19 protein-coding genes and 1 CRISPR repeat array are annotated in these 20,863 nt (G+C 40.0%); of the genes, 4 read left to right on the forward strand and 15 right to left on the reverse strand.

Features of this window, described 5'->3' with window-relative positions:
* Nucleotides 1–94: 94 nt before the first annotated feature.
* The 8 genes from ASE55_RS11405 to ASE55_RS11435 form a co-directional block, all read right to left on the reverse strand.
* Nucleotides 95–856: a succinate dehydrogenase/fumarate reductase iron-sulfur subunit gene (locus ASE55_RS11405; protein WP_056219461.1), complete on the reverse strand. Its 762-nt coding sequence runs from the start codon at nucleotides 854–856 to the stop codon at nucleotides 95–97.
* Nucleotides 857–954: 98 nt separating this feature from the next.
* A complete protein-coding gene (locus ASE55_RS11410; protein WP_056219464.1) occupies nucleotides 955–1,212 on the reverse strand; it encodes a GlsB/YeaQ/YmgE family stress response membrane protein in 258 nt (85 codons plus the stop codon).
* 63 nt (nucleotides 1,213–1,275) lie between these two features.
* Nucleotides 1,276–1,743, reverse strand: coding sequence for a hypothetical protein (locus tag ASE55_RS11415; protein WP_056219467.1), 468 nt, complete (start codon nucleotides 1,741–1,743; stop codon nucleotides 1,276–1,278).
* A 63-nt stretch (nucleotides 1,744–1,806) separates the two neighbouring features.
* Nucleotides 1,807–2,328 carry a CinA family protein gene (locus ASE55_RS11420; protein ID WP_056219470.1) on the reverse strand — a complete coding sequence of 174 codons (522 nt, stop codon included), beginning with the start codon at nucleotides 2,326–2,328 and terminating at the stop codon, nucleotides 1,807–1,809.
* Between the two features lie 165 nt (nucleotides 2,329–2,493).
* Nucleotides 2,494–3,081 (reverse strand): ferritin-like domain-containing protein, encoded by a 588-nt coding sequence (locus ASE55_RS11425; protein ID WP_056219473.1) that lies wholly within the window; start codon nucleotides 3,079–3,081, stop codon nucleotides 2,494–2,496.
* Nucleotides 3,082–3,148: 67 nt separating this feature from the next.
* Entirely contained in the window at nucleotides 3,149–4,063 is a 915-nt protein-coding gene (locus ASE55_RS11430; protein WP_056219476.1) for a KGG domain-containing protein, read from the reverse strand.
* 170 nt (nucleotides 4,064–4,233) lie between these two features.
* On the reverse strand, nucleotides 4,234–4,443 hold the full coding sequence (locus tag ASE55_RS20130; RefSeq protein ID WP_128414557.1) for a hypothetical protein: 210 nt from the start codon (nucleotides 4,441–4,443) through the stop codon (nucleotides 4,234–4,236).
* 546 nt (nucleotides 4,444–4,989) lie between these two features.
* Nucleotides 4,990–5,586: a Crp/Fnr family transcriptional regulator gene (locus ASE55_RS11435; protein WP_056219478.1), complete on the reverse strand. Its 597-nt coding sequence runs from the start codon at nucleotides 5,584–5,586 to the stop codon at nucleotides 4,990–4,992.
* Nucleotides 5,587–6,227: 641 nt separating this feature from the next.
* Between ASE55_RS11435 and ASE55_RS11440 the strand changes: the two genes are divergently transcribed.
* Together ASE55_RS11440 and ASE55_RS11445 are read left to right on the forward strand one after the other, a co-directional pair.
* Nucleotides 6,228–6,827 carry a Crp/Fnr family transcriptional regulator gene (locus ASE55_RS11440; protein ID WP_056219481.1) on the forward strand — a complete coding sequence of 200 codons (600 nt, stop codon included), beginning with the start codon at nucleotides 6,228–6,230 and terminating at the stop codon, nucleotides 6,825–6,827.
* Between the two features lie 416 nt (nucleotides 6,828–7,243).
* Nucleotides 7,244–7,435 (forward strand): hypothetical protein, encoded by a 192-nt coding sequence (locus tag ASE55_RS11445; RefSeq protein ID WP_056219484.1) that lies wholly within the window; start codon nucleotides 7,244–7,246, stop codon nucleotides 7,433–7,435.
* Nucleotides 7,436–7,682: 247 nt separating this feature from the next.
* Nucleotides 7,683–8,884: a CRISPR direct-repeat array (repeat unit 47 nt; unit sequence GTTGTGAATTGCTTTCAAAATTTACTATCTTCGTGATTAGTCACAGC).
* A 57-nt stretch (nucleotides 8,885–8,941) separates the two neighbouring features.
* Here the strand turns inward: ASE55_RS11445 and cas2 are convergent.
* From cas2 to ASE55_RS11465, 4 genes are all read right to left on the reverse strand, one after another.
* Entirely contained in the window at nucleotides 8,942–9,280 is a 339-nt protein-coding gene (gene cas2, locus ASE55_RS11450; RefSeq protein ID WP_056219486.1) for a CRISPR-associated endonuclease Cas2, read from the reverse strand.
* Nucleotides 9,277–10,170, reverse strand: coding sequence for a type II CRISPR-associated endonuclease Cas1 (gene cas1, locus ASE55_RS11455; RefSeq protein WP_056219488.1), 894 nt, complete (start codon nucleotides 10,168–10,170; stop codon nucleotides 9,277–9,279). Before cas1 ends, cas2 begins: the two co-directional genes overlap by 4 nt.
* Complete coding sequence (gene cas9 / locus ASE55_RS11460; RefSeq protein ID WP_056219491.1) at nucleotides 10,167–14,030, reverse strand: type II CRISPR RNA-guided endonuclease Cas9; 3,864 nt, start codon at nucleotides 14,028–14,030, stop codon at nucleotides 10,167–10,169. The genes cas1 and cas9 overlap by 4 nt, the downstream gene beginning before the upstream one ends.
* A 280-nt stretch (nucleotides 14,031–14,310) precedes the next feature.
* On the reverse strand, nucleotides 14,311–14,988 hold the full coding sequence (locus ASE55_RS11465) for a YceI family protein (protein WP_056219494.1): 678 nt from the start codon (nucleotides 14,986–14,988) through the stop codon (nucleotides 14,311–14,313).
* A 233-nt stretch (nucleotides 14,989–15,221) separates the two neighbouring features.
* On the opposite strand from ASE55_RS11465, the gene ASE55_RS11470 reads away from it, so the two are divergent.
* Both ASE55_RS11470 and ASE55_RS11475 read left to right on the forward strand, forming a co-directional pair.
* On the forward strand, nucleotides 15,222–17,348 hold the full coding sequence (locus ASE55_RS11470) for a Tex family protein (RefSeq protein WP_056219507.1): 2,127 nt from the start codon (nucleotides 15,222–15,224) through the stop codon (nucleotides 17,346–17,348).
* An 8-nt stretch (nucleotides 17,349–17,356) separates the two neighbouring features.
* Nucleotides 17,357–17,935: an RDD family protein gene (locus ASE55_RS11475; protein WP_056219498.1), complete on the forward strand. Its 579-nt coding sequence runs from the start codon at nucleotides 17,357–17,359 to the stop codon at nucleotides 17,933–17,935.
* A gap of 99 nt (nucleotides 17,936–18,034) precedes the next feature.
* Here the strand turns inward: ASE55_RS11475 and ASE55_RS11480 are convergent, their stop codons facing one another.
* The 3 genes from ASE55_RS11480 to ASE55_RS11490 all read right to left on the reverse strand — a co-directional run bounded on the left by ASE55_RS11480 (nucleotide 18,035) and on the right by ASE55_RS11490 (nucleotide 20,569).
* Nucleotides 18,035–18,211, reverse strand: a complete 177-nt coding sequence (locus tag ASE55_RS11480) for a histone H1 (protein ID WP_027388856.1) — start codon at nucleotides 18,209–18,211, stop codon at nucleotides 18,035–18,037.
* A gap of 306 nt (nucleotides 18,212–18,517) precedes the next feature.
* A complete protein-coding gene (locus ASE55_RS11485) occupies nucleotides 18,518–19,057 on the reverse strand; it encodes a hypothetical protein (RefSeq protein WP_056219501.1) in 540 nt (179 codons plus the stop codon).
* Between the two features lie 57 nt (nucleotides 19,058–19,114).
* Entirely contained in the window at nucleotides 19,115–20,569 is a 1,455-nt protein-coding gene (locus tag ASE55_RS11490) for a hypothetical protein (RefSeq protein WP_056219504.1), read from the reverse strand.
* Nucleotides 20,570–20,863: the final 294 nt, after the last annotated feature.

The following is a 20,863-nucleotide window of genomic DNA, read 5'->3' on the forward strand; positions in this document are numbered from 1 at the left end:
GATTTTTATTATTTTCCATGTTTAAGAACAACAGACAAAGGTAAAAAGAATTTCTGTAACTCCGTATGAAATACCTCAGGGGCACCGTCATTTTTTAATCTATCCAGGCTTTCATATATTCCCTGTTCAGCCTTGCAATATTGTCCAGGGAAATAAGCTTGGGACACTCCACTTCGCATGCCCCGATGACGGAACAGTGCCCAAAGCCTTCTTCATCCATGGTTTTGACCATATTGAGCACCCTCCTCTTCCTTTCTACCTGGCCCTGCGGAAGCAAAGCGAAGTGAGAGACTTTTGCCCCTACAAAAAGCATGGCCGCACCATTCGGGCAGGTGGCTACGCAGGCCCCGCAGCTGATACAGGATGCCGCATCCATGGAAGCTTCTGCCGCCTCTTTGTCTACAGGGATCGCATTCGCATCCAGGGTATTTCCTGAGGTATTGACCGAGATAAATCCGCCCGCTGCCATAATCCGGTCAAAAGCGCTTCTGTCTACAATGAGATCTTTAATAACCGGGAATGCGACACTTCGCCACGGTTCGATGACAATGGTCTGGTTATCGGTAAACATACGCATATGAAGCTGGCAGGTGGCCACACCGGTATCCGGGCCGTGTGCCCTACCGTTGATATAGAGGGAACACATCCCGCAGATGCCTTCCCGGCAGTCATGATCAAAAGCCACGGGTTCTTTATCTTCATCAATAAGCCTGGCGTTGAGGACATCCAGCATTTCCAGGAATGACGAATCTGTAGAGACGTCTGAAATTTTATAGGTCTCGAACTGCCCTTTTGTCTTCCTGTTTTTCTGCCGCCAGATCTTAAGGGTAAGGTTTAAGTTATTTTTTGCACTCATAATGATGTATGTTTTGGTGTTTTTTTATTTAAATGATAGCCTTGCTGGAACTGTAAATTAAAATGCAGCAACAGGACAATTAAATCAGCATTAACCAATTACCGGTACCTGTCGGATACCCCGAAAATCAGCAGTACCGCCACAGCGCCTGAAACCGGAGCAGTAACCGGTAAGAATCCCAGGAGATTTTCCCGGCTGTCCACAGTTGCCATATTCACTAAAGATCCGCTGACCATGGCTCCCGCCACGCCCAGAATGACAAAAAGCACCCAGCCCCGGCCGGATGATTCTTTTACGGTGGATTTTGCAATAAGCCCGACGATAAGCCCGACAAGCATCCATGCTAAAATTTCCATAGGTATGTTTTTATTGAGGTCAATCAATGATCAGTCTATATACTCATTTATTTATCTATTTATTTAAAGGGTGCGTTTACAGGCCAGTACAACCTGGTAGGCTCCGGTGCCCGTTACCTGGTCCGTTATGGAAATGGTGGTATTTTCCCTGACAAACTGCGATACGGTTATACCGCCATCCGGCATTTTCTTCCTGCCGGAATAAATGTAGCCGAGAGCGGGCAAATCCTTCTTTAATCCCTCAATACGGACAGGTGACCCGTCAACAATGCTGATTACGTTTGAACAGCCGGTACTGTTTCTGATCACGGTGACTACCATAAGTTTACCGGCTTCACCGCTGTTGTTGGTATAGACTTTCTGATCTGTTTCTTCAATATCATGTACTCTCTCAAAGCCGTATTTCGAAACCATGACCTGATCCAGATTTTCAAATAGATGTTTTGCCGTCTCAAGAATCCGGGAAGCATTCAGTTCCTGGGATTTACCGGTACTGAATAACAGCAGAAAGACCAGCAGTAAAAATCTCATATTCAAATTATATCGTTGTTTTATTTAATTATCTTTTCTCTTTTAAAAACAGCGTGCAACAACCTAGCCCTCTCCGTTCATTTCATTTTTGAGGATATGGTAAAGCTTCAGCTGGCCGAGGAATTTTTGCAGGATCTTTTCCGTATAATAGGATTTGATCAGCATAGAATCTTTTTTGCTGTCAAATTCCAGCTTGTCTGAAAACACGGCAGTCCCTTTATATGAAATGGAATAATAGGCATAAATCTCGTAGGCCGATTGCCTTTCCGGCCTGCAGTAGCCGGAGGTGGCAATACACCATTCGCTGTCGAAAATCCTTGAGGCATGGCATCCCATTTTGTCGACCGCCATACCGGACACGCCGTTGCTGTCTCTTATTTCTGCCGTATCGATATTAAGCAGCCTTACCATTTTATCAGGGGTATGCACGGTTATGCCGCCTTTATAGAACAGTTTTGAATTGTTCAATTCCGAAAAGGCCAGCTGCAGAAGTCCTGCGGTTACGCTCTCAGCTATTGAAATCGTTTCATGGCAGTTCATGAAATTTTCGCTGATTTCTTCGAGAAGTGCCTTATTGAATTGCATTGTATGTTTATTTATTCTGGTTTGTTATTCCCCGCTGATTGTTGCCGATAGCGGGATGCTGTATGTCATTTATTTTTATTCCTTCCTCCTTATGTATTGCCGCACAGATGACAAATGAATCAATACAACATCCTTTTATCGTAGAGTTCTCATGGTTATATGTGATTAATCTTCCTGCCGGGCATCAAAATTAATATGGGTTTCCGCAATCTCGGTAAGATTATAATCTGTCTCTTCTTCTTCCTGCAGTGTTTTTTCAAGAAGGTCCGCGGCTTTGTTGTGGCCCATGGTGATGGCAAGCTGGGCAAGCCCGCCGTAGGCTGCGATCTCATAATGTTCCACTTTCTGGGCAGCAATAATAAGGGCGGCATCGCGGGTTGCAGATCCTTCCTCAGTAGTCCTGATGATTTCTTCTCCCTCTTTAATCAGGCCATCCATGGCTTCACATGGTTTCTGCTCGGGGGTCTGATCAATCAGTTTAAAGACTTTGTCTAAGCGGCTGATGTGCTTTTGGGTCTGCAGCCGGTGGTCTTCAAAAGCATCTTTCAGTTCTTCCGTGGTTGCCGCATCATGCATGGTCTGGAGCGCATCCAGCAGTTTGTGTTCAACATAATAGATATCTTTTAAAGCATCCACAAAGAACTTATGCAGCGGGGCATTTTTCATTTCATTTGCGGTTGTGGCTGCATCGCCTGCCTGCGTTTTTTCTGCGGCTGCAGATGCTGTGCTATTTTCTTTGGTTTTAGTCGCCATAATGGATTTGTTTTGAGAGTATTAAAAAAGATTGCCTCCTGCCTGTAACAGGAGGCAATGGTAAAAACTATGAATTACGTCTGCCTCCGAATCCGGACCTGCCGGATCCTGAAGATCTTCCGCCTCCGTGGGAAGCCTGCCCTCCCATTCTGGCTATTCTTGTTCTTTCGGCTTTGCTCATGGATGCAAATCCTCTTCCTGATGTATCTCCTCCTGACGATGAACCGCCTCTATTACCTCCGGAACCGGAATTGGAACCACGTCCTGATTCTGATCCGTTGCCGGACCCTGATCCTGAAGATCTTCCGCCTCCGTGGGAAGCCTGCCCTCCCATTCTGGCGATCCTTGTTCTTTCGGCTTTACTCATGGATGCAAATCCTCTTCCTGAGGTATTTCCTCCTGACGATGAACCGCCTCTATTGCCTCCGGAACCGGAATTGGAGCCACGTCCTCTTCCAGATCCTGATCCTGAACCTGAAGATCTTCCGCCTCCATGGGAAGCCTGCCCTCCCATTCTGGCAATCCTTGTTCTTTCAGCTCTGCTCATGGATGCAAATCCTCTTCCTGAATTGCCGCCTCTTCCCTGTCCTGAAGATGATCTTCCACGCGACTGAGATCCGCCTGAACCACGCCCGCCTGAAGCAAATCTTCCCTGGCTGTCACGCTGCTGACTGCCGTTTCCGGAACCTCCGCGGCCACGGCTGTTACCGCTGTCATCATCATAGTCCTCATCATAGTCCTCATCATCATCGTAGTCTTCATCATCATAATCCCCGTCATCATAATTATCATCATCTTCTTCATAATCCCCGTCCTCGAAGTAATCTTCGTAATCAGAAAAATCGTCATCATACTCTTCATCTTCACTGGCATCACTGTAACCGTGTTCGTAGCCTAACTGATACGCTTCTTCAAGCATTGACTGTTCATCATCTGATGAGTTTCTTCCTGAGTTCCTGTTGTTTGAATTTCTGTTGTTCATAACATTTACTTTTTTGTTATTAATATAAAGTGATGTACATACTCCCTGTTGGATGCCGGACTATGCGTTTGGTTCTTTTTTAAGCATGAAACTACCTGCATGTCATAAAAATGACATGTAATATTCGGAGATTATGGATTTTAATATCTCTCCTGAAGAAAATCAGAATGCTACACTGAGATGACCGACAGCGGGCTTTCTGCCCCGAAAGATGAACCGGGACCGGACATAATATCTGCCTGAACCTGTCCGGGATTCATACTAACTGAATCCATAGCTGGACTTGTCCGCGCATTGATTGGTCCTACAGACCGTATTTCTTTTGTACAATCCATCATTGTAAATCCTGTGATACGGACTGCTGTTATTAACCGTTTCATATCATTATTTTTAATTGGTACATCAAAGCTAGAGAATACGTAATCCCTATCCTATGATCATTGTCATAATGAATAAAAATATTTATAAATATCTATTATCTAAACGATTAAGCTATAAAACAACTTCTCTTTATACCGGTATTTATTACAGGTATTAGAGACAAAGAATGTATTTATGATAAAAATAATTTCAACGGATCTGCAGGAGAAACTGAGGTGCGGATTTATAACATTTAATCATTGCTTAACAGCCCGTAATGATGGTCCACCCATTTGCAGATGCACGCAAGAATTGTATAAAAATACGGTTAAAATTTATTTGTTGAAAACCCCGCCGGTAATTATTGCGGATAAGATAAATAATCTGAATCCAGATATCATCATTATACTTCAGAGATCTGAATCTATTTTTTTGAATAGTCGGTTAAGTCAGATTAAACGTGATATATTATTTATTGTACACTGCACATTTTACGGTAGTATTTAATTTAAAATTACAGCCTGAAGCCAAAATGTATTGAAGTGGCATCAGATAAAACGTGCGGTTTAATAAAATATTTTCCTGCCTTTTATCATCAGGATATTATTTTTCTCCAGCTTCTTGATTGCCCTTATTGCCGTTTCCAGGGAAAGCCCGGTCAGTGAGGCAAGCTGCTGCCGGGTATGCGGGATTTCCAGTGAGAATTTATCTTTATTCTCGTGAGATTCTTTCATTAATTCCATAATTTCAACCAGCCGTTCTTCAGCATTTTTGCTGGTAACGGTGTGCATTAACGTTGATTTCTCAAAGGTAATATCCGCAAGTGCAGAATAAATATCCGTAAAAATATGTGGATGCTGCTGCAGCAACTGAAAGAACTGCTCTCTCCTGATCTTAAGGATAATGCATTTTGAAAGGGCGACGGCATTCACAGGATATGGTTTCCCGAGAATAAGCATCGATTCGCCGATACAGGTCCTGTCTGAAATGATGTTCTGTATAAATTCTTTACCATCTTCTGTATACCTGTTCAGTTTCACTTCACCGGTAACGATCTGATAGTAAAACTGAGGTACAGCATGCTCCCGAAATATGTAATCGCCGGCATTATACTGCTCTTCAATTGCTTCTACAGTCTGCAAAAGTTCTTCTGTGATAGACATAATGTTAGTTTCTGTTTGTTTTACTTTTCTGTTTTACTGGTATAAAGCTTATGAGGCAAAAAATCAGCATTGCATATTAATTGACAGCATAGCGTTATATTAAAAAGTAATAAAAACTCTATGGCCTGATAAAAGAATTGCAATAGTTTACAAGGCCGGAACAGATTGGATTTATTGAATTCTTATTATTAAATTATAGCATTTTACTTCCCGATCCGGCTTGCCAAAGATAGATATATAGTACAGCCATAATTATGATATAGATCATATTTGATAAACCCATGCAGCAATGGGCTGTTATATGTGTTTTCCGAAAGCTATTTCTCTACTGAGAAAACGGTAAATCCTGTCTGCATGTGATGATTTCTTTCTCTATAAAAAAAACAATTATTATACATAATCACTGAAGATCTGCCTGTATGGTTCAGTAGTTGTAGAAAGCATATAATTGGTTTATGTATAGTTGCAACACTGCATTCGGCACATTATCCGATTATTCACCAGTTAAATCTATTCTCGCATTCAAATCATAATCGAATAAATATTTAGATTGTATATTTGCTGTTGGTTTAGAGTATATTCAATAGATACCGGTGTTTCCAAGTAATATCATCTATTGTGAGATTAGTTAATTATAAGTTATGGCCATACAAGAAGACTTGCTTATTACTTACGGAGCAGAAATTATTCATCTACAGCAATCAGGATTGCTTTTTGAAGAAAATGCTGCACCAGCGTATTATTTTCAGATTAAGAAAGGCAAGATAAAGCTTACCAATTTCAAGCCGGGAGACGGAGAGTTCATCCAGAGTATTCATGATCATGGCGAATCTGTTGGGGAGGTGTTCTTATTCTGCAAACACCACCGATATCCCGTTAATGCTGTGGCAACGGAAGACTGCACCATCTTACGGCTGGAACGTCCCAACCTGCTAAAACTGCTGGAATCTGATTTTGACCTTCAGCTGCAGTTTCTCCGAAGCTGCGCGGAAAGAACCTATTACAGTTATATTTTCTTAAACAGCCTGACTTCAGAAGACGCCACGCACCAGCTGCTGACCGTGCTGAACCATCTTAAAGAAAACCAGGATCAGACGGAGCGCTTTTCCTTTAAGGTTCCCTATACCAGAAAAGAACTTTCTTCGTTAACAGGCCTCAGGATCGAAACCGTGATCAGGATTTTAAAAAAACTGCAAAGCGAAGAAATCGTTAAGATTGTAAAAGGAAGGGTGTATTATTAAGCCTTTTCTTTTATTCATCGTTAGTATTAATATTTACCTTATTTAGAATTATTTCTTATTATCAAGTATCATCTAACTGTTTAAGGTACAAAGAAAGCTTAAACAATGAATGATTCACATATTTTACTATTCAGTAAAGCTATCAGACATTGCCATATTCTTTCCATAATCATAATCTGAATGATTTTGAGTCTTACATTGTGTTGCGGGCATTTCAGTTCTGCGGGATTCTATATTTCCTACCGCAGAGTTTAAAATTTAATCTCTCATGATGAATAGATCGTTATTAAAGCTCCGACTGCCCTGCCCTGCTTATAAGTCCATATAATAAAGTTGGTTACATAAATAAATTAGCTTCCCGGGGTTGTGAGTTATAAAAATATTTGTAATATTGTAACAACCAAATATTCAATCATATGAAAACAAATCTTAAAGGTCTAAGATCATTAGACAAAAAGCAGTTAAAAAATATTTTAGGAGGATACCCGATGTGTCCGGAAGATTTACAATGTGGAAATGACTGGTGCTGTATCAACGGAGCATGCCGGCCTATTTCACAGGCGGGACCGGGCCATCTCTGCATGGCAATCGTAGATCCCATAAGCTAAAACCGGATATCCATACATTTCAAATTACTTCCCCGGCGATATTGTCGGGGATTTATTTTTAAGCAGTTATAAATTATGGTATTTAATCACTTTAACTGTGCTAAAATTTTCATTTCACGTTCTACCGACTGTTGTGAATGGCTTTGGCTACGCCGAATCCTCCAACCCTATACCCTACCGGATTTCAAAATTTACTATCTTCGTGATTAGTCACAGCCGCCCTGACGGGAATGTTGTGTTTTAGGTAGTTGTGAATTGCTTTCAAAATTTACTATCTTCGTGATTAGTCACAGCCTATAATTGCAGATATTGTTTGCTGCTATGGTTGTGAATTGCTTTCAAAATTTACTATCTTCGTGATTAGTCACAGCTAATGCTACTTCATGGATTAAGTCTGTGACGTTGTGAATTGCTTTCAAAATTTACTATCTTCGTGATTAGTCACAGCATAAGGGGGCTAGGCAACAAGCCTGCCAGTGTTGTGAATTGCTTTCAAAATTTACTATCTTCGTGATTAGTCACAGCTAGTCTTTCCACCGCGTGTTCGCGTGTATTGTTGTGAATTGCTTTCAAAATTTACTATCTTCGTGATTAGTCACAGCACAGGCTTTCCCGTTGGTACATCCTGAATAGTTGTGAATTGCTTTCAAAATTTACTATCTTCGTGATTAGTCACAGCTTCCGGCAGCCGGGGTAACACTTACGGAGAGTTGTGAATTGCTTTCAAAATTTACTATCTTCGTGATTAGTCACAGCTAGTAGTTCAATTGGTGCTGTGACAGCAGCGTTGTGAATTGCTTTCAAAATTTACTATCTTCGTGATTAGTCACAGCGAAATTTTATGTGGAAAATACGTTGACTTCGTTGTGAATTGCTTTCAAAATTTACTATCTTCGTGATTAGTCACAGCAATCGCTTTGAAGTGGTCAGTGTGGTCTTCGTTGTGAATTGCTTTCAAAATTTACTATCTTCGTGATTAGTCACAGCAACTGTTTCCGGGGATGTGCGGTCTGATACGTTGTGAATTGCTTTCAAAATTTACTATCTTCGTGATTAGTCACAGCTAGCGAAGTTGCCAATTATATAACATCTAAGTTGTGAATTGCTTTCAAAATTTACTATCTTCGTGATTAGTCACAGCCGATCATTTTGGAGGAGCTGTTGAGAGCATGTTGTGAATTGCTTTCAAAATTTACTATCTTCGTGATTAGTCACAGCTATAATGCTACTTTTACATGTACGAACATAGTTGTGAATTGCTTTCAAAATTTACTATCTTCGTGATTAGTCACAGCGAATTGGCTGTATCGTGGTACGAACCCCCAGTTGTGAATTGCTTTCAAAATTTACTATCTTCGTGATTAGTCACAGCGAGATATAACAAAGTAATAAGTTTGCTTAAGTTGTGAATTGCTTTCAAAATTTACTATCTTCGTGATTAGTCACAGCCTCAAAAAATAAACTACTGAAATTCAGTAGTTTATTTTTATTTTCAGAATTTAAAATTCAGAATAATTCGAGCTGCTGGAAGGTTGGCGGCGGTTCTTCTTTATTCCTGGCAAAGAAGATTTCAATATCCCCGAACTGCTTATCCGTAATGCACATAATGGCTACCTTCCCTGCTTTGGGCAGCATAAACTTAACGCGTTTAATGTGGACCTCGGCATTTTCACGGCTCGGGCAGTGACGAACATACATTGAAAACTGGAATAAGGTGAATCCGTCATCAATCAGGGCCTTACGGAAACGGCTGGCATCTTTCATATTGGCCTTGGTTTCAGTCGGGAGATCATACAATACTAATACCCACATAATTCGGTATGCATTAAACCTTTCGGCGTTCATAATAATTCAGGATAAGAAATCAGGCGCTTTTCGCCTGTATAACATTTGTACAGCGAACTGGCGGTCATCTTTACGGCCACCATCAGCGGCCTTGTTTTACTGTCAATATTGACATCTTTCGTTGCAATCTGCAGGATATGCGCCTTGAATTCTTTACTTAATTCCTCAGTTTCAGGATGCATGCTCAGCCACTGCATAACGAGCAGATCAATAAAGGGGCGGTACGGTTCCATCAGGTCATCCGCCAGGCAGTACGGATTGTATTTGTTTTTGTGAAAAATCCCCAGGACAGGCAACAGTCCCGTTTCCACAATAGCCCTGGCCACAATACTTCTGAGGACCGAATACCCAAAATTGAAAAACGGGTTGGGCGAATCTCCGAAACGTTCGCGGAGGAAATCCAGACTGATCAGGTATTTCCAGTAGTGCTGGGCCGCGATGCCTTCCATATTGGTAATGTCACCTGATTTAACATTCCGCTGATATTCAACCATCGGTTCATAATAATTCCCCAGTTTCATCAGTACGTTTTTCTGGTTTTCAATTTTGCATTCTATGGTCTGCTTCCAGAGTTGCTTCTTTAATGGCTCACTGGCTTCCAACTGGTCTTTTACCCGGTCCGAATGTTCGGTATGCCCGTACAGCGGCAGCATAATGCCGTGAGGCAGATGGTGGGCATCACAGCTGATCACCACGACATTGTTTCCCATCATTTTCTGGATCAGCTGGTGGGAAACGGTAATCTGGAAATGGTCCAGCATCAGCAGTCCCAAATCTTCTACGGGAACACTCCCCTTTTCGGTTCTGGTTTCCGGACAGAGGATTTTCATCTGCTCGTCTTTGATTTTCAGATAGGCAGGATTGCCGATGTAGATGGAACGGGTGATCATGAATATTCTCCTATTTTAGTAATTTCTCCTAAATGATTTAATCTGATTTTTATTGGATTTAAAGAAAATAATGAGCCTAAACTTCTAATATTATAAAGTCTTTTACTTTCCTTAACTCCATTCGTCTTCTTTAAATCAGAATTTTTAGTTTCTAAATGATGTCTAAACCAATAATTATTTTCAGAAATACTCCACACCAAATACAAATGTTTGCTTAATAAAGATTTATCATTGCTTTTTAAAGCTTTATCAAATTCTTCTTGCGATAATCCCAGAATAAACATTTCATTTTGTTGCAGACTAAATTTCAAATTAAGATTATCAGCTGGTAATTTATTTAAAAATGGTTCTGGAAGTTCATTGTCGAGAAATTGATTCCAAGCATCCGATGAATTTTTAATGACCGTTGAAATATTATATTTTTTTCTTTCTACTGCATGCCAAAACGTACAACTGTGCTGTACAAGTTTGCCATCTTTATCTTCATATATTGCAATGTGATGATTATTCCCCATCACTACAAAACCTATTTCTTTGCCGCTTTCATCTTTTTTAATTGCCTGTAAATTATTAGCATCCGGACGGGCAAACAAACGAACAGTTATAATTGGGATTTGTTTCTCTTCGTTAAACCAAAGTGTATCCTTGAAAGCTTCTTTTTCCTTATTTCCAAATTGAGTCAATCTTTCTTTCACTAAAAATTTCACTCTTTCATCAACAATATCATCTGCTTGGCTTGCTTTTATTGTGTTCAAAGGATACTTTCTAACAGTAACATATTCGTAACATGATGCCTTTTCTAGTAAATCAGTTTTTTCTTCATTCAGGAAAATGGGATTTTTCTTTAATGTTGATAAAGCCATTTTTGAATTATTTTCATTTTCCGAAAGTATTATTTCAACTATATTTTTAATTTTAGGATTTACAATTTTCTCTGAATTTTCAAACAAATACTTTAAAGACTTATCTTTTTCAATAACTTTTATCTTACCATATACATTTTGTTCATGTAACGCTCCTCTCGGAACAATTACTCCTGTATCTTTATTTTTTCCTGTAGCTTTAAATTTAGTTATTGTGGCTACTTTTTTACCCGATTTAAAAGAAACTAAAACCTTATCAGCCTCTTGTTCTACATATTTTGTATCGAATTTAACAGGTTTCTGTAAACGCAAATAATCATCTAATTGAGATAATCTTTCTTTATGGTTTTTTACTGACTCATTATTATTCTCAAATTCTTTTTCATTGTAATTTTCTCCTAAAAGTTTCTTGGCTTCTTTAATTTCCTGTTGCATCAAATCTTTCGTTTCGCTCGAATTCAGAGTATTTATCCGTTGTATGAAACCTTGTTTTGTACAGGCAACCACTAAAGCATCAATGGCATGATGGCGGTGGTCATCTCTTTTTGTCCAGTTTTCGATCTCCTCTTTTTGGTGTTTTCTTTTTCCATGTTCGCTTGTCCATTCTTTGACAACGGTTTGTCCTAATTCTTTGTATTTAGGCATTTGAAGGTTCATCAAAACATCGTCCCAACCCCATAAATTACGAAGTTTTGCTGTAACTCCACCTTCTGTTGTAGCCACATTATTGCATACTTTCTGTAAAATTTCTCTTGATTTGCGGGAGATATATTGCGTATCTCTCAATTGTCTGTCGATAAAGTTTTCCCAAAGTTTTTTATCGGTTTCTGTTTCTTTTCCCAGTTTTTTTCTTTCAAGATATTCTTTATGCGAAACTTTCAGCCTTTGCATTTTACTGTAAGAGATAATTCCTCTTTTGAACCAGTCATCTACTCGTTCGGAATATACTCTAACTTGCTCATCTCCTTTTGTAGCAATGTAATCGTATGCAGTTTGGTTGGTTTTTGTAGAATTACATTTCCTATGAACCAAAACTTTGTTGGTCTGAGAATCATCAAACAATAAAGCTTTTGGTACAATATGGTCAACATCAAATGCATCACCGCTTAGAGCTTCTGTTAGATTAAATGTTTCCCCACAATAAATGCATTGATTATTAACGTGAGCATCTTTCAGATTTTTACTAAGCGATGGGAAAATAAATTTATATTTCTGAATATATCGCTTGGTTAGTGGCAATCCCAGTTCAGCCAATCGTTTTCCAATTTCTTCATTGAGTTTTTTATTTTTGGAATTTTGTAAATCGGTATCATTTCGCTCGTCTTTACTTTGTTTAAGTTCGCGTGCAAGCTCAACTCTAATTTCAGAAGGCTTTCCGTATCGTTCAAGGATCGCGTTGACTACATTAATCATCTGATTCAGAATTTTCTCTACAATAGGTTGTCTGAGACTATTTTTGGGGAGAAGTTCTAACTTGTCTAAAGTAATTTGTTGTTCTCTTTCATCTTTTGTAAAAGAATTAGAATGATTGTAACCGGCTAAACTGCAGGATTGAGAATAATCATAACCTTCCATCAGAAAAGGCAGGATTTTCCGCATCGATTTGTTCGATTTATTCCCGAAAGCCTGTTTGTTAAAATCAATACGAGACAATTTATCGGCAGTTTCATCATCAAAACCAAACCTTTTGATTAATGCACTTTTACATTCATCTAAATCTTTTATGGAATAGATTGTGTGCCACAGTTGATTTAACGGTTCTTTTTCCAATGAAGTATCTAATTCTAAACCAGCTCTTTCTTCCAGGATTTCACCTGTTTTCTTATCTATCAACATTGAAGTATGATTTGATGGAATGATAGAAACATCAAAATTTAAAAGTTCACTATCGCCTAAAATACTATGGAGAATTGAATAAGTTTCATTTCCTTTAATACCTTTCAAAATTTGCTTATTAAAATAAACATTGTTTTTATTTAATTTCAAAATTTCAAGAAGCTTAGTAAAGCTTAAACTTTCATTTTTAAATAAATAATCCGCTAAAATTTCTTTTTCCTTTACGTCTGGAATTTTTTCACCCCATTTATACTTGCTTCCTTCAGGGTTCTTTATTTTTAATGTGATTGTATTTACAACTTCCCAAATCCTGCAAAGCTGAAACAAAGGAGAAGTTTTCGGTGCAACTTTTGGTCCTACAAACACCACTTTATCTTTATTTTTTTCCTTATCAAAAACAGTTTTCTCAAATCCTTCAAATTCACAAATACTTACTAATCCTTTTTGTGATTTCAGTTTTCTTTGAAAATAAATGATTTCATTTCTTAATTGATGAATAACTTCATCCGTCAGAAAATCATGCTTATCTTTTTGAGCATTAATAATGGTGTCAAACTCTTCTGTATAAGCTTCCCGCGGATAAACCTCTTCTTTAATTCTGAAATAAGAATTATTTTCATTTGCATCATTTAATTCTCCATAAAAATACTGACCAATGGTCTGGTTTCTATCTTTTAATTGAGCATAACGTCCTTTTACTGCTTGAATATAATCCGTATCTTTTTTATCGGCATTAGCCTCACTTCTTGCAGATTTGTATCCTCTTTTCTGATTGAGCATATATAAAATACGCCCTAATTGTTCGGCGGAAATATTTTCATTAGGATTAGCTGAATCGCTTCTTAACTTCCACAAATCAAGCATTGGAAGTTTTAGCAATTCATCTGATGGGAAAATATTGTATTTATTTAAAATCTTTTTTAAATAACTTTTCTTTAACTGCTTTCGGTCATACCCTTTTCTCTGGGTACGGCTTACTGTTCTGCTTTGATTTTTTGTGATTGACAAACCTCTTTGAAATTCCTCTTTATCGCTGGTTGATAAAGGAATTATTCGTGACCCCATCGCAACAATACGAATTGGGATATTGTTTTCATCAAGTTCTATCAGTGCCCAGCCAATAGAATTTGTTCCCAGGTCCAGTCCTAATACCGTTTTCATAATTTCAGTTTTTATAATTCTTAAATGTATAAAAATTCTTTATTACAAAAATTACGGAAACCCACAGTGGCGGCAATGAAAAATTATCCTATATTTGAATTATAATTTTGAAAGCAATTCACAATAAGGATTATTCCGTTGTGAAAACATTCAAGGCGGGGCAACTCGCCTTTTTATTTTTATTCTACATCCTATTATCTACATCAGTAATAAATAATAAGCACAAAAAAGCCACCCTACGAATAAGGCGGCTCCATTGAAGATTTATCTAACAATAATATTATTTCTTGGCTTTTACATCTACAGCAATTTCGATGTCTTTGCTGATCATCCATTCTGCAGGATCTGCTTCGGAAGTCCCGAATTTGATTCCCCAGTCGGCTCTGTTTACCGTGAACTTAGCCTGGATAGAAGCTGCTCCTTCAGTAACTTCTACTTTTGCAGGGAAGGTTACGTTCATTGTTTTTCCTGATAACGTAAGGTTTCCGCTAACCGTTTTGTTGGCGCCGGCTACTGCATCTGCAGGTGCTCCTGTAAGATCGGTTACGCTGGTAATCTTGAAATCTGAAGTCGGGTTTTTCGTCGTATCGAAAAAATCAGGGTTTTTTAAGTGGGCTTCAAGGTCAGCAGGCTTTTTATCTTTCTCCGTTACGGAAGCCGGGTCTACTTTCAGGGAGTTCATGTCGATCACAAAGTTTCCGGCAGTAACCTGTCCGCCTTCGATGCTCAGGTCTCCTGACTGTACGCTTAATGTTCCCCAACGCGGTGCCATTCCCCCTTTGTGGAATGCTTTCCAGTTCACCACAGAAGTTGCTGCATCCACCATCAGCTTTTCGCCTTTGCTTTCTGCTACAGTCTGCTCCTGAGCTGTTTTTGCATTTTCTGCAGATTTATCCTTGTTACAAGATGCTGCCAGCATACCAACAGCTACCAATGCCATAACACTTAATTTTTTCATATGATATAATTGTTTAAAAAGTTTATTTTTTGTTTAAAGTCTGCGGAAATCTCTCATAAGACATCCGACGGGCACCAAAAATAGGAAACTTTATTCCCTGCTCTCCTTACCATACATCAAGAAATGATCATATCCTCTATTCTCTGAGCCCAATGGCTAAAATAACAAAAAGATGGTACATTCAGGCATATGCCCCGTTAAAATTTGATTATTTTAGCGGTTTAAATTTTAAAATGAACACTACCCTCTATATTAAACAGTCTCTTAACATCTCCGAAAAAAGCATCAATGCTACGCTTAAGCTGCTGGCCGAAGACTGCACCATCCCTTTTATTTCCCGGTACCGGAAGGATGCCACAGGAAACCTGGATGAAGTACAGATTGAACAGATTGCCAAAATAAGCAGGCAGTTTGAAGATATGATGAAACGGAAAGAAGCGATCCTTAAGTCGGTGGAAGAACAGGGTGCCCTGACCCCGGAACTCAGGCAGCGGATTGAAGCGAGTTTCGATATGCAGGAAATTGAAGACCTCTACCTGCCCTATAAGAAAAAGAAGAAAACCAAAGCGGATGCTGCCAAAGAGAAGGGACTGGAACCGATGGCCAGGATCATCATGAGCCAGAAAGCCTCGGATCTTACGTTTCTGGCAGCAAAATATATAAATGATCAGGTAGCGTCTGAAGAAGAAGCATTGCAGGGCGCACGGGATATTATGGCGGAATGGATCAACGAAAATATGTATGTCCGCAAAAATCTCCGGCGGATGTTCCAGCGGCAAGCCGTCATCACATCAAAAGCAGTAAAAGCCAGAAAGGATGAAGAGGAAGCCCAGAAATATGCCCAGTATTTTGAATGGGAAGAAAACTTAGGCAGGATGCCCTCCCACCGGCTGCTGGCTTTACTGAGGGCTGAGTCAGAGGGATTTGTAAAAGTAAATACCGGCATCAGTAAAGAAGAAGCCATAGAATTTATAGAAAAGGCAATTATCAAAATCGGTAATAATGAGACTGCCGGGCAGATTGCCTCAGCCGTAAAAGACAGCTACAAAAGATTGCTGGAACCTGCCATTGCCAATGAAACTTTGCAGGAAGCAAAAGAAAAAGCAGATAAGAAAGCCATTGAAATCTTTTCAGACAACCTTTCCCAGCTTTTGCTGGCACCGCCCCTGGGTGAAAAAAGAATCCTCGCCATTGATCCCGGCTACCGGAGCGGCTGCAAAGTCGTATGCCTGGATGAAAAGGGAGACCTGCTGCATAATGAAACCATTTATCCGCACGCCCCGCAAAACGAAAGCGGAATGGCCATGAAGAAAATCCGTTCGATGGTCAACGCCTATAATATTGAAGCGATTTCCATCGGGAACGGGACGGCAAGCCGGGAAACCGAGTTTTTCATTAAAAAAATTGCATTCGACAAGCCGCTGCAGGTATTCGTGGTGTCAGAAGCCGGAGCTTCTGTATATTCTGCCAGTAAAATTGCCAGGGATGAATTTCCGAATTATGATGTAACCGTACGAGGCGCAGTTTCCATCGGAAGAAGGCTCGCAGATCCGCTTGCAGAGCTGGTGAAGATTGATGCCAAATCGATCGGCGTTGGGCAGTACCAGCACGATGTGGACCAGGCACGCCTTAAAAACGAACTGGATACTACCGTGATGAAATGTGTCAATGCCGTTGGGATCAACCTCAACACGGCAAGCAAATCCCTGTTGAGTTATGTATCCGGAATCGGAGAAAAAATGGCGGAAAATATTGTAAACTACCGTGCTGAAAACGGTGCTTTTGAAGATAGGAAACAGCTGAAAAAAGTCCCGAGACTGGGTGAAAAGGCCTTTCAGCAGGCTGCTGCTTTTGTAAGGATCAGTAATCCCGTGAACCCTCTGGATAATTCTGCCGTCCATCCCGAAGCGTACGGCATCGTGGAAAAAATGGCAAAAGACCTCGGCATTAAAACCCATGAACTGATTGCCAACAAAGAGAAAATTGCCATGATCCGCCCGGAAAAGTACGTTACCGAAACTATCGGAATCTTAAGCATCCAGGATATTGTGAAAGAACTGGAAAAACCGGGACTCGATCCCAGAAAAGCCGCAAAGATATTCGAGTTCGACCCGAATGTAAAAAAGATCACCGACCTGAAAACCGGAATGGTGCTTCCGGGAATTGTGAACAACATTACGGCTTTCGGATGTTTCGTAGATTTGGGAATTAAGGAAAGTGGACTGGTACACATTTCCCAGCTGAAGGAAGGGTTTGTTTCCGACGTCAATGAAGTGGTGAAACTGCATCAGCATGTCCGGGTAAAGGTGACGGAGGTGGATGAGGCAAGAAAGAGGATTCAGCTGAGCATGATTTTATAAAATTTGCCGTGAAAATATCTGAAATTAAAGAACGGAAAATCATTCACAGGCCGACTCTTCATTTTGACGGATCCGGAAAGAGGATTTATCATGCCTACGAATATTACCTGCCTTACAATCCGGGTTTTAAAGGCAGTGAAACACAGAGGCTTTTTGCAAAATGGATTGATATGGCCGTGTTTACCCTGATTTTTCATTTTATATTCAATAAAGTTCTCATTGTAAGTGTTTTATTTTCAGTTCCGGCTGTTATTATTTCCGGAGCGGTAACCGAATTTTATCTCGGAACAGCTTTGGGAAAGAAAATATTCAGGCTGAAGGTGATTGACGATGAAGGGAACTATCCGGGTTTTTATAAATCACTCGCAAGAAATGTATTATGCCTGGCTAATTTCAATCCCGTCTTTTCAGAATATACCTCAAAAACAGTTGCCATGGGCTGGAGAAAAGGAACGCAGATGAATTTCAGCATGCACCTGAATAACAAAATCTGCAAAACCTATATTGTAAAAGAGAGTAAAATAACCGAAATCAGGAGTTTACTTGATACCGGACCACCTGAAAACAATGAGCGGCTTATCAATTAAGCCGCTCATTGTTTATTTAAAATCAACATTGGCCTGCATAACAAATCTAATGTTGACAACAATAAAAAAACCGGCTAAGAAAGCCGGTTTTGAGAATAATTATTTTTTAGATTCTTCAACAGAAACTTTTCTGAAATCCTTGAACAGTTTGCTCAATTCCAAAGCTGATTTACGGGCTCTTGTCCCTGCTGCCTTGTTTCCTTTTTCTGCCTGTTGGTTTGCTTCGTTGGTGAAAGCTTCAAATTCCGCGTTGATTTTTTCGATGAGTTCTTTCATTGTTTTTTAAAATTTAGGCTGCAAATATAGGTTTTATGGTGGTTCCAGCCTAACAGTGAAGAAAAAAAATATAGCATTTGCATGAAATTAATCCGCTTTTTAAGGTTTTTGTTAATTTCCGGCCGTATTTTGATGCCTGTAGCTTTCAAAGCCGTTATATCAGGCAATAAAAAAAAGAAAGACTCCTTTGCAGGAGCCTTTCAGGTTGAGATTGTAGTAACACGGGGTTAAAGATTAATTTTTTCTTATGTAATTAAATTTTGTCTGTTTATAAATGTATTAATAATTAAGGTATTTCTGTTGGGTTTACGGCCTCCAGTAAGACCACTTGCTGCCGTTGAAGATCGCGAGGCGTTTGGCACCGCTTTTATTGATATACACCATCATTCCCGGAGAAGGATTAATGATATTCTGCACATCTTCCACAGTAGGAAGCACCATTGCTTTGGTAGTGGATTCCAATACCAGAACACCGTCTGCCGGGCTTGACAAAGCACCGATGATCGTTCTGGCTCCCGGTGCTTCAACAGCCTGTGCTGCTGCCGGCTGGTTTACCAGTGCCGTAGTAACATCAGCATCCTGTGCACTCAGGTCCATCCAGTTCCCGTTGAAATATTTTACACGGGCCTTTGTCGGGTCACTGGCATCAAGCACCAGGGTACCTTCTGCAGGACTGGCAGGCATCGTCCTTACATAAGGCAGGATAATTCCTTTGTTCTGGTTGGCAGCAAACTCAAGCAGAACCGAAGTCTTGGTATCTGCGGTACCGATTGCATCACCGATGATTACCTGTGCCTGAACACCCGAAATACCGGCTATTAAAAGGGTTGTTATTATTTTTTTCATATTGATTTTATATTATTAATGTAAGAGTGATAGATTAATGAAGTCTTGTTGCTGAGATTATGGACATGTAGGGGTATTAAAGCAGTACCATGCATAGCCGTCGTAGATTTTCATGCATTTTGAGGTCGTATCATATACCATCATTCCGTCCTGCGGATCTGTAATGGCATTGATCTGCACCGTAGTCATTCGTGTAATAACAAATCCTTTGGTATTGGATTCCAGTACGGTATATGCTGATTTTCTTAACATCGGCCAGTTACCACCGTTACTGCCCGCTCTTCCAAGAAGGGTAATCCCCATCTTTGAATCAATACCCGGAGCAGAAGTATTGGCATCATCATAACAAATACAACGCTGTATAAAATAATCATTGGTAGAAGGATAATATGTATCACCGAATACAGGAGATGTAGTACTCATAAAGTTATCGGTAGAACCGTTGGTCCCCTGCTCTTTAATTTCAAACCTGAATGTTTCGGTAGGTTCATCAACTCCGTCATTTACAGAGGTAACATTAATGGCAATCCCGTCTATATCATTGTTCGGACTGGAAAATCCCGGGGTAATACCGCCGTCATAGTTGCCCGGCGGAACGGTGACAAGATAGATGCTGGTGCCCGGAACATGGGAAACTGAAGGCGTACCGTTAATAGTAGAAACACCGCTGAGCACAATATCATTATCACTCACAAACGGGCTACCGTTAGCCGGGTCTACCAGTTCCAGAGCTACCGTAGTGGGCTCGATTACCGCGCCGCTGATCCTCATAAATACATATCCGTTGCTTGAACCTTCACATGAGGCAAGAGCATTGGAAAAATTAAGATCGATGATAGGGTTCAGCGATACCCGGATATCATCAAGCAGATTCCCGAAGCCGGGATTGGCAGAATTAATTGCCCTGAACCCTACCCTGTACACACCGGTAGTTCCGTTAAATACATACGTTCCCTGATTTATCGACCAGGATCCTGTGCTGGAAGGCAGCGAAGTGGTATGTACCGTAGCAATATTGACTTCATTTTCATCTTCGATAACCATGGCAGACTGTTCAGCGTCATTGCCTCTTGCCCGGTGCCTGAAGTAGTAATTAATCTCGTCCCCGTTGGTAAGATACATATTCTGGTAGATCATGGAGCTAGTGTAGGCATTGAGTTCTACAAAATTAGTCCCCTGTGCGGCAGGTACATTGTTATAGCCTGTTCCCCAGACTTCTACGGGATGACATGCACCGGAAGAGCCGGGAGCACATACGCCGGACTGTACAGGATGAGAGGTATACCACGGGGACGTGACTTCAGCCCCCGCATCAAACGTAGCGCCTGAACCGAAGTTGGTATCCAGCTGTGAAAATGCTCCTGCATTTACACCGAATTCCAGGCCTGGATTAACAATAATTCTGGTTTGCGCAAAGCCGTATTGCGGTGCCACAAGAGCAGCACCCAATAGTACAGGTATCCCGGATACCGCAAACTTTACATTTGAAAAAAACTGAGTAAAAATTTTCATAATAATATATTATAGGTTTTATAAGGCATAAGGAGTACAGTCACAATTACTGTATGTAACTGTAAATTAAAGAATGGCAAAATGAATTGAATCAACAAACGTCATACAATCCAGTACTGTGCACTGGAATTATGTAGGGTGTCTGAAAATATTGCGGAATGTATAGATTTTCATGGGTTTAGTTATGGGATGCATAAAATATTTTATGTAGACACACAGTATTCAATAAAAGTGCCAAAACGAAATTAAGTTTATATTTTTGACAAAAAACACTTAAAAAAAATATATTTTTTA

It is taken from the genome of Chryseobacterium sp. Leaf201, assembly GCF_001421435.1.
Taxonomy (GTDB): Bacteria; Bacteroidota; Bacteroidia; order Flavobacteriales; family Weeksellaceae; genus Chryseobacterium.

What these genes read in the sequence shown, in the direction of transcription:
- ASE55_RS11405 (WP_056219461.1), bottom strand. Translation starts at nt 856, where the DNA reads ATGAGTGCAAAAAATAACTTAAACCTTACCCTTAAGATCTGGCGGCAG.
- ASE55_RS11410 (WP_056219464.1), bottom strand. Translation starts at nt 1,212, where the DNA reads ATGGAAATTTTAGCATGGATGCTTGTCGGGCTTATCGTCGGGCTTATT.
- ASE55_RS11415 (WP_056219467.1), bottom strand. Translation starts at nt 1,743, where the DNA reads ATGAGATTTTTACTGCTGGTCTTTCTGCTGTTATTCAGTACCGGTAAA.
- ASE55_RS11420 (WP_056219470.1), bottom strand. Translation starts at nt 2,328, where the DNA reads ATGCAATTCAATAAGGCACTTCTCGAAGAAATCAGCGAAAATTTCATG.
- ASE55_RS11425 (WP_056219473.1), bottom strand. Translation starts at nt 3,081, where the DNA reads ATGGCGACTAAAACCAAAGAAAATAGCACAGCATCTGCAGCCGCAGAA.
- ASE55_RS11430 (WP_056219476.1), bottom strand. Translation starts at nt 4,063, where the DNA reads ATGAACAACAGAAATTCAAACAACAGGAACTCAGGAAGAAACTCATCA.
- ASE55_RS20130 (WP_128414557.1), bottom strand. Translation starts at nt 4,443, where the DNA reads ATGAAACGGTTAATAACAGCAGTCCGTATCACAGGATTTACAATGATG.
- ASE55_RS11435 (WP_056219478.1), bottom strand. Translation starts at nt 5,586, where the DNA reads ATGTCTATCACAGAAGAACTTTTGCAGACTGTAGAAGCAATTGAAGAG.
- ASE55_RS11440 (WP_056219481.1), top strand. Translation starts at nt 6,228, where the DNA reads ATGGCCATACAAGAAGACTTGCTTATTACTTACGGAGCAGAAATTATT.
- ASE55_RS11445 (WP_056219484.1), top strand. Translation starts at nt 7,244, where the DNA reads ATGAAAACAAATCTTAAAGGTCTAAGATCATTAGACAAAAAGCAGTTA.
- cas2 (WP_056219486.1), bottom strand. Translation starts at nt 9,280, where the DNA reads ATGAACGCCGAAAGGTTTAATGCATACCGAATTATGTGGGTATTAGTA.
- cas1 (WP_056219488.1), bottom strand. Translation starts at nt 10,170, where the DNA reads ATGATCACCCGTTCCATCTACATCGGCAATCCTGCCTATCTGAAAATC.
- cas9 (WP_056219491.1), bottom strand. Translation starts at nt 14,030, where the DNA reads ATGAAAACGGTATTAGGACTGGACCTGGGAACAAATTCTATTGGCTGG.
- ASE55_RS11465 (WP_056219494.1), bottom strand. Translation starts at nt 14,988, where the DNA reads ATGAAAAAATTAAGTGTTATGGCATTGGTAGCTGTTGGTATGCTGGCA.
- ASE55_RS11470 (WP_056219507.1), top strand. Translation starts at nt 15,222, where the DNA reads ATGAACACTACCCTCTATATTAAACAGTCTCTTAACATCTCCGAAAAA.
- ASE55_RS11480 (WP_027388856.1), bottom strand. Translation starts at nt 18,211, where the DNA reads ATGAAAGAACTCATCGAAAAAATCAACGCGGAATTTGAAGCTTTCACC.
- ASE55_RS11485 (WP_056219501.1), bottom strand. Translation starts at nt 19,057, where the DNA reads ATGAAAAAAATAATAACAACCCTTTTAATAGCCGGTATTTCGGGTGTT.
- ASE55_RS11490 (WP_056219504.1), bottom strand. Translation starts at nt 20,569, where the DNA reads ATGAAAATTTTTACTCAGTTTTTTTCAAATGTAAAGTTTGCGGTATCC.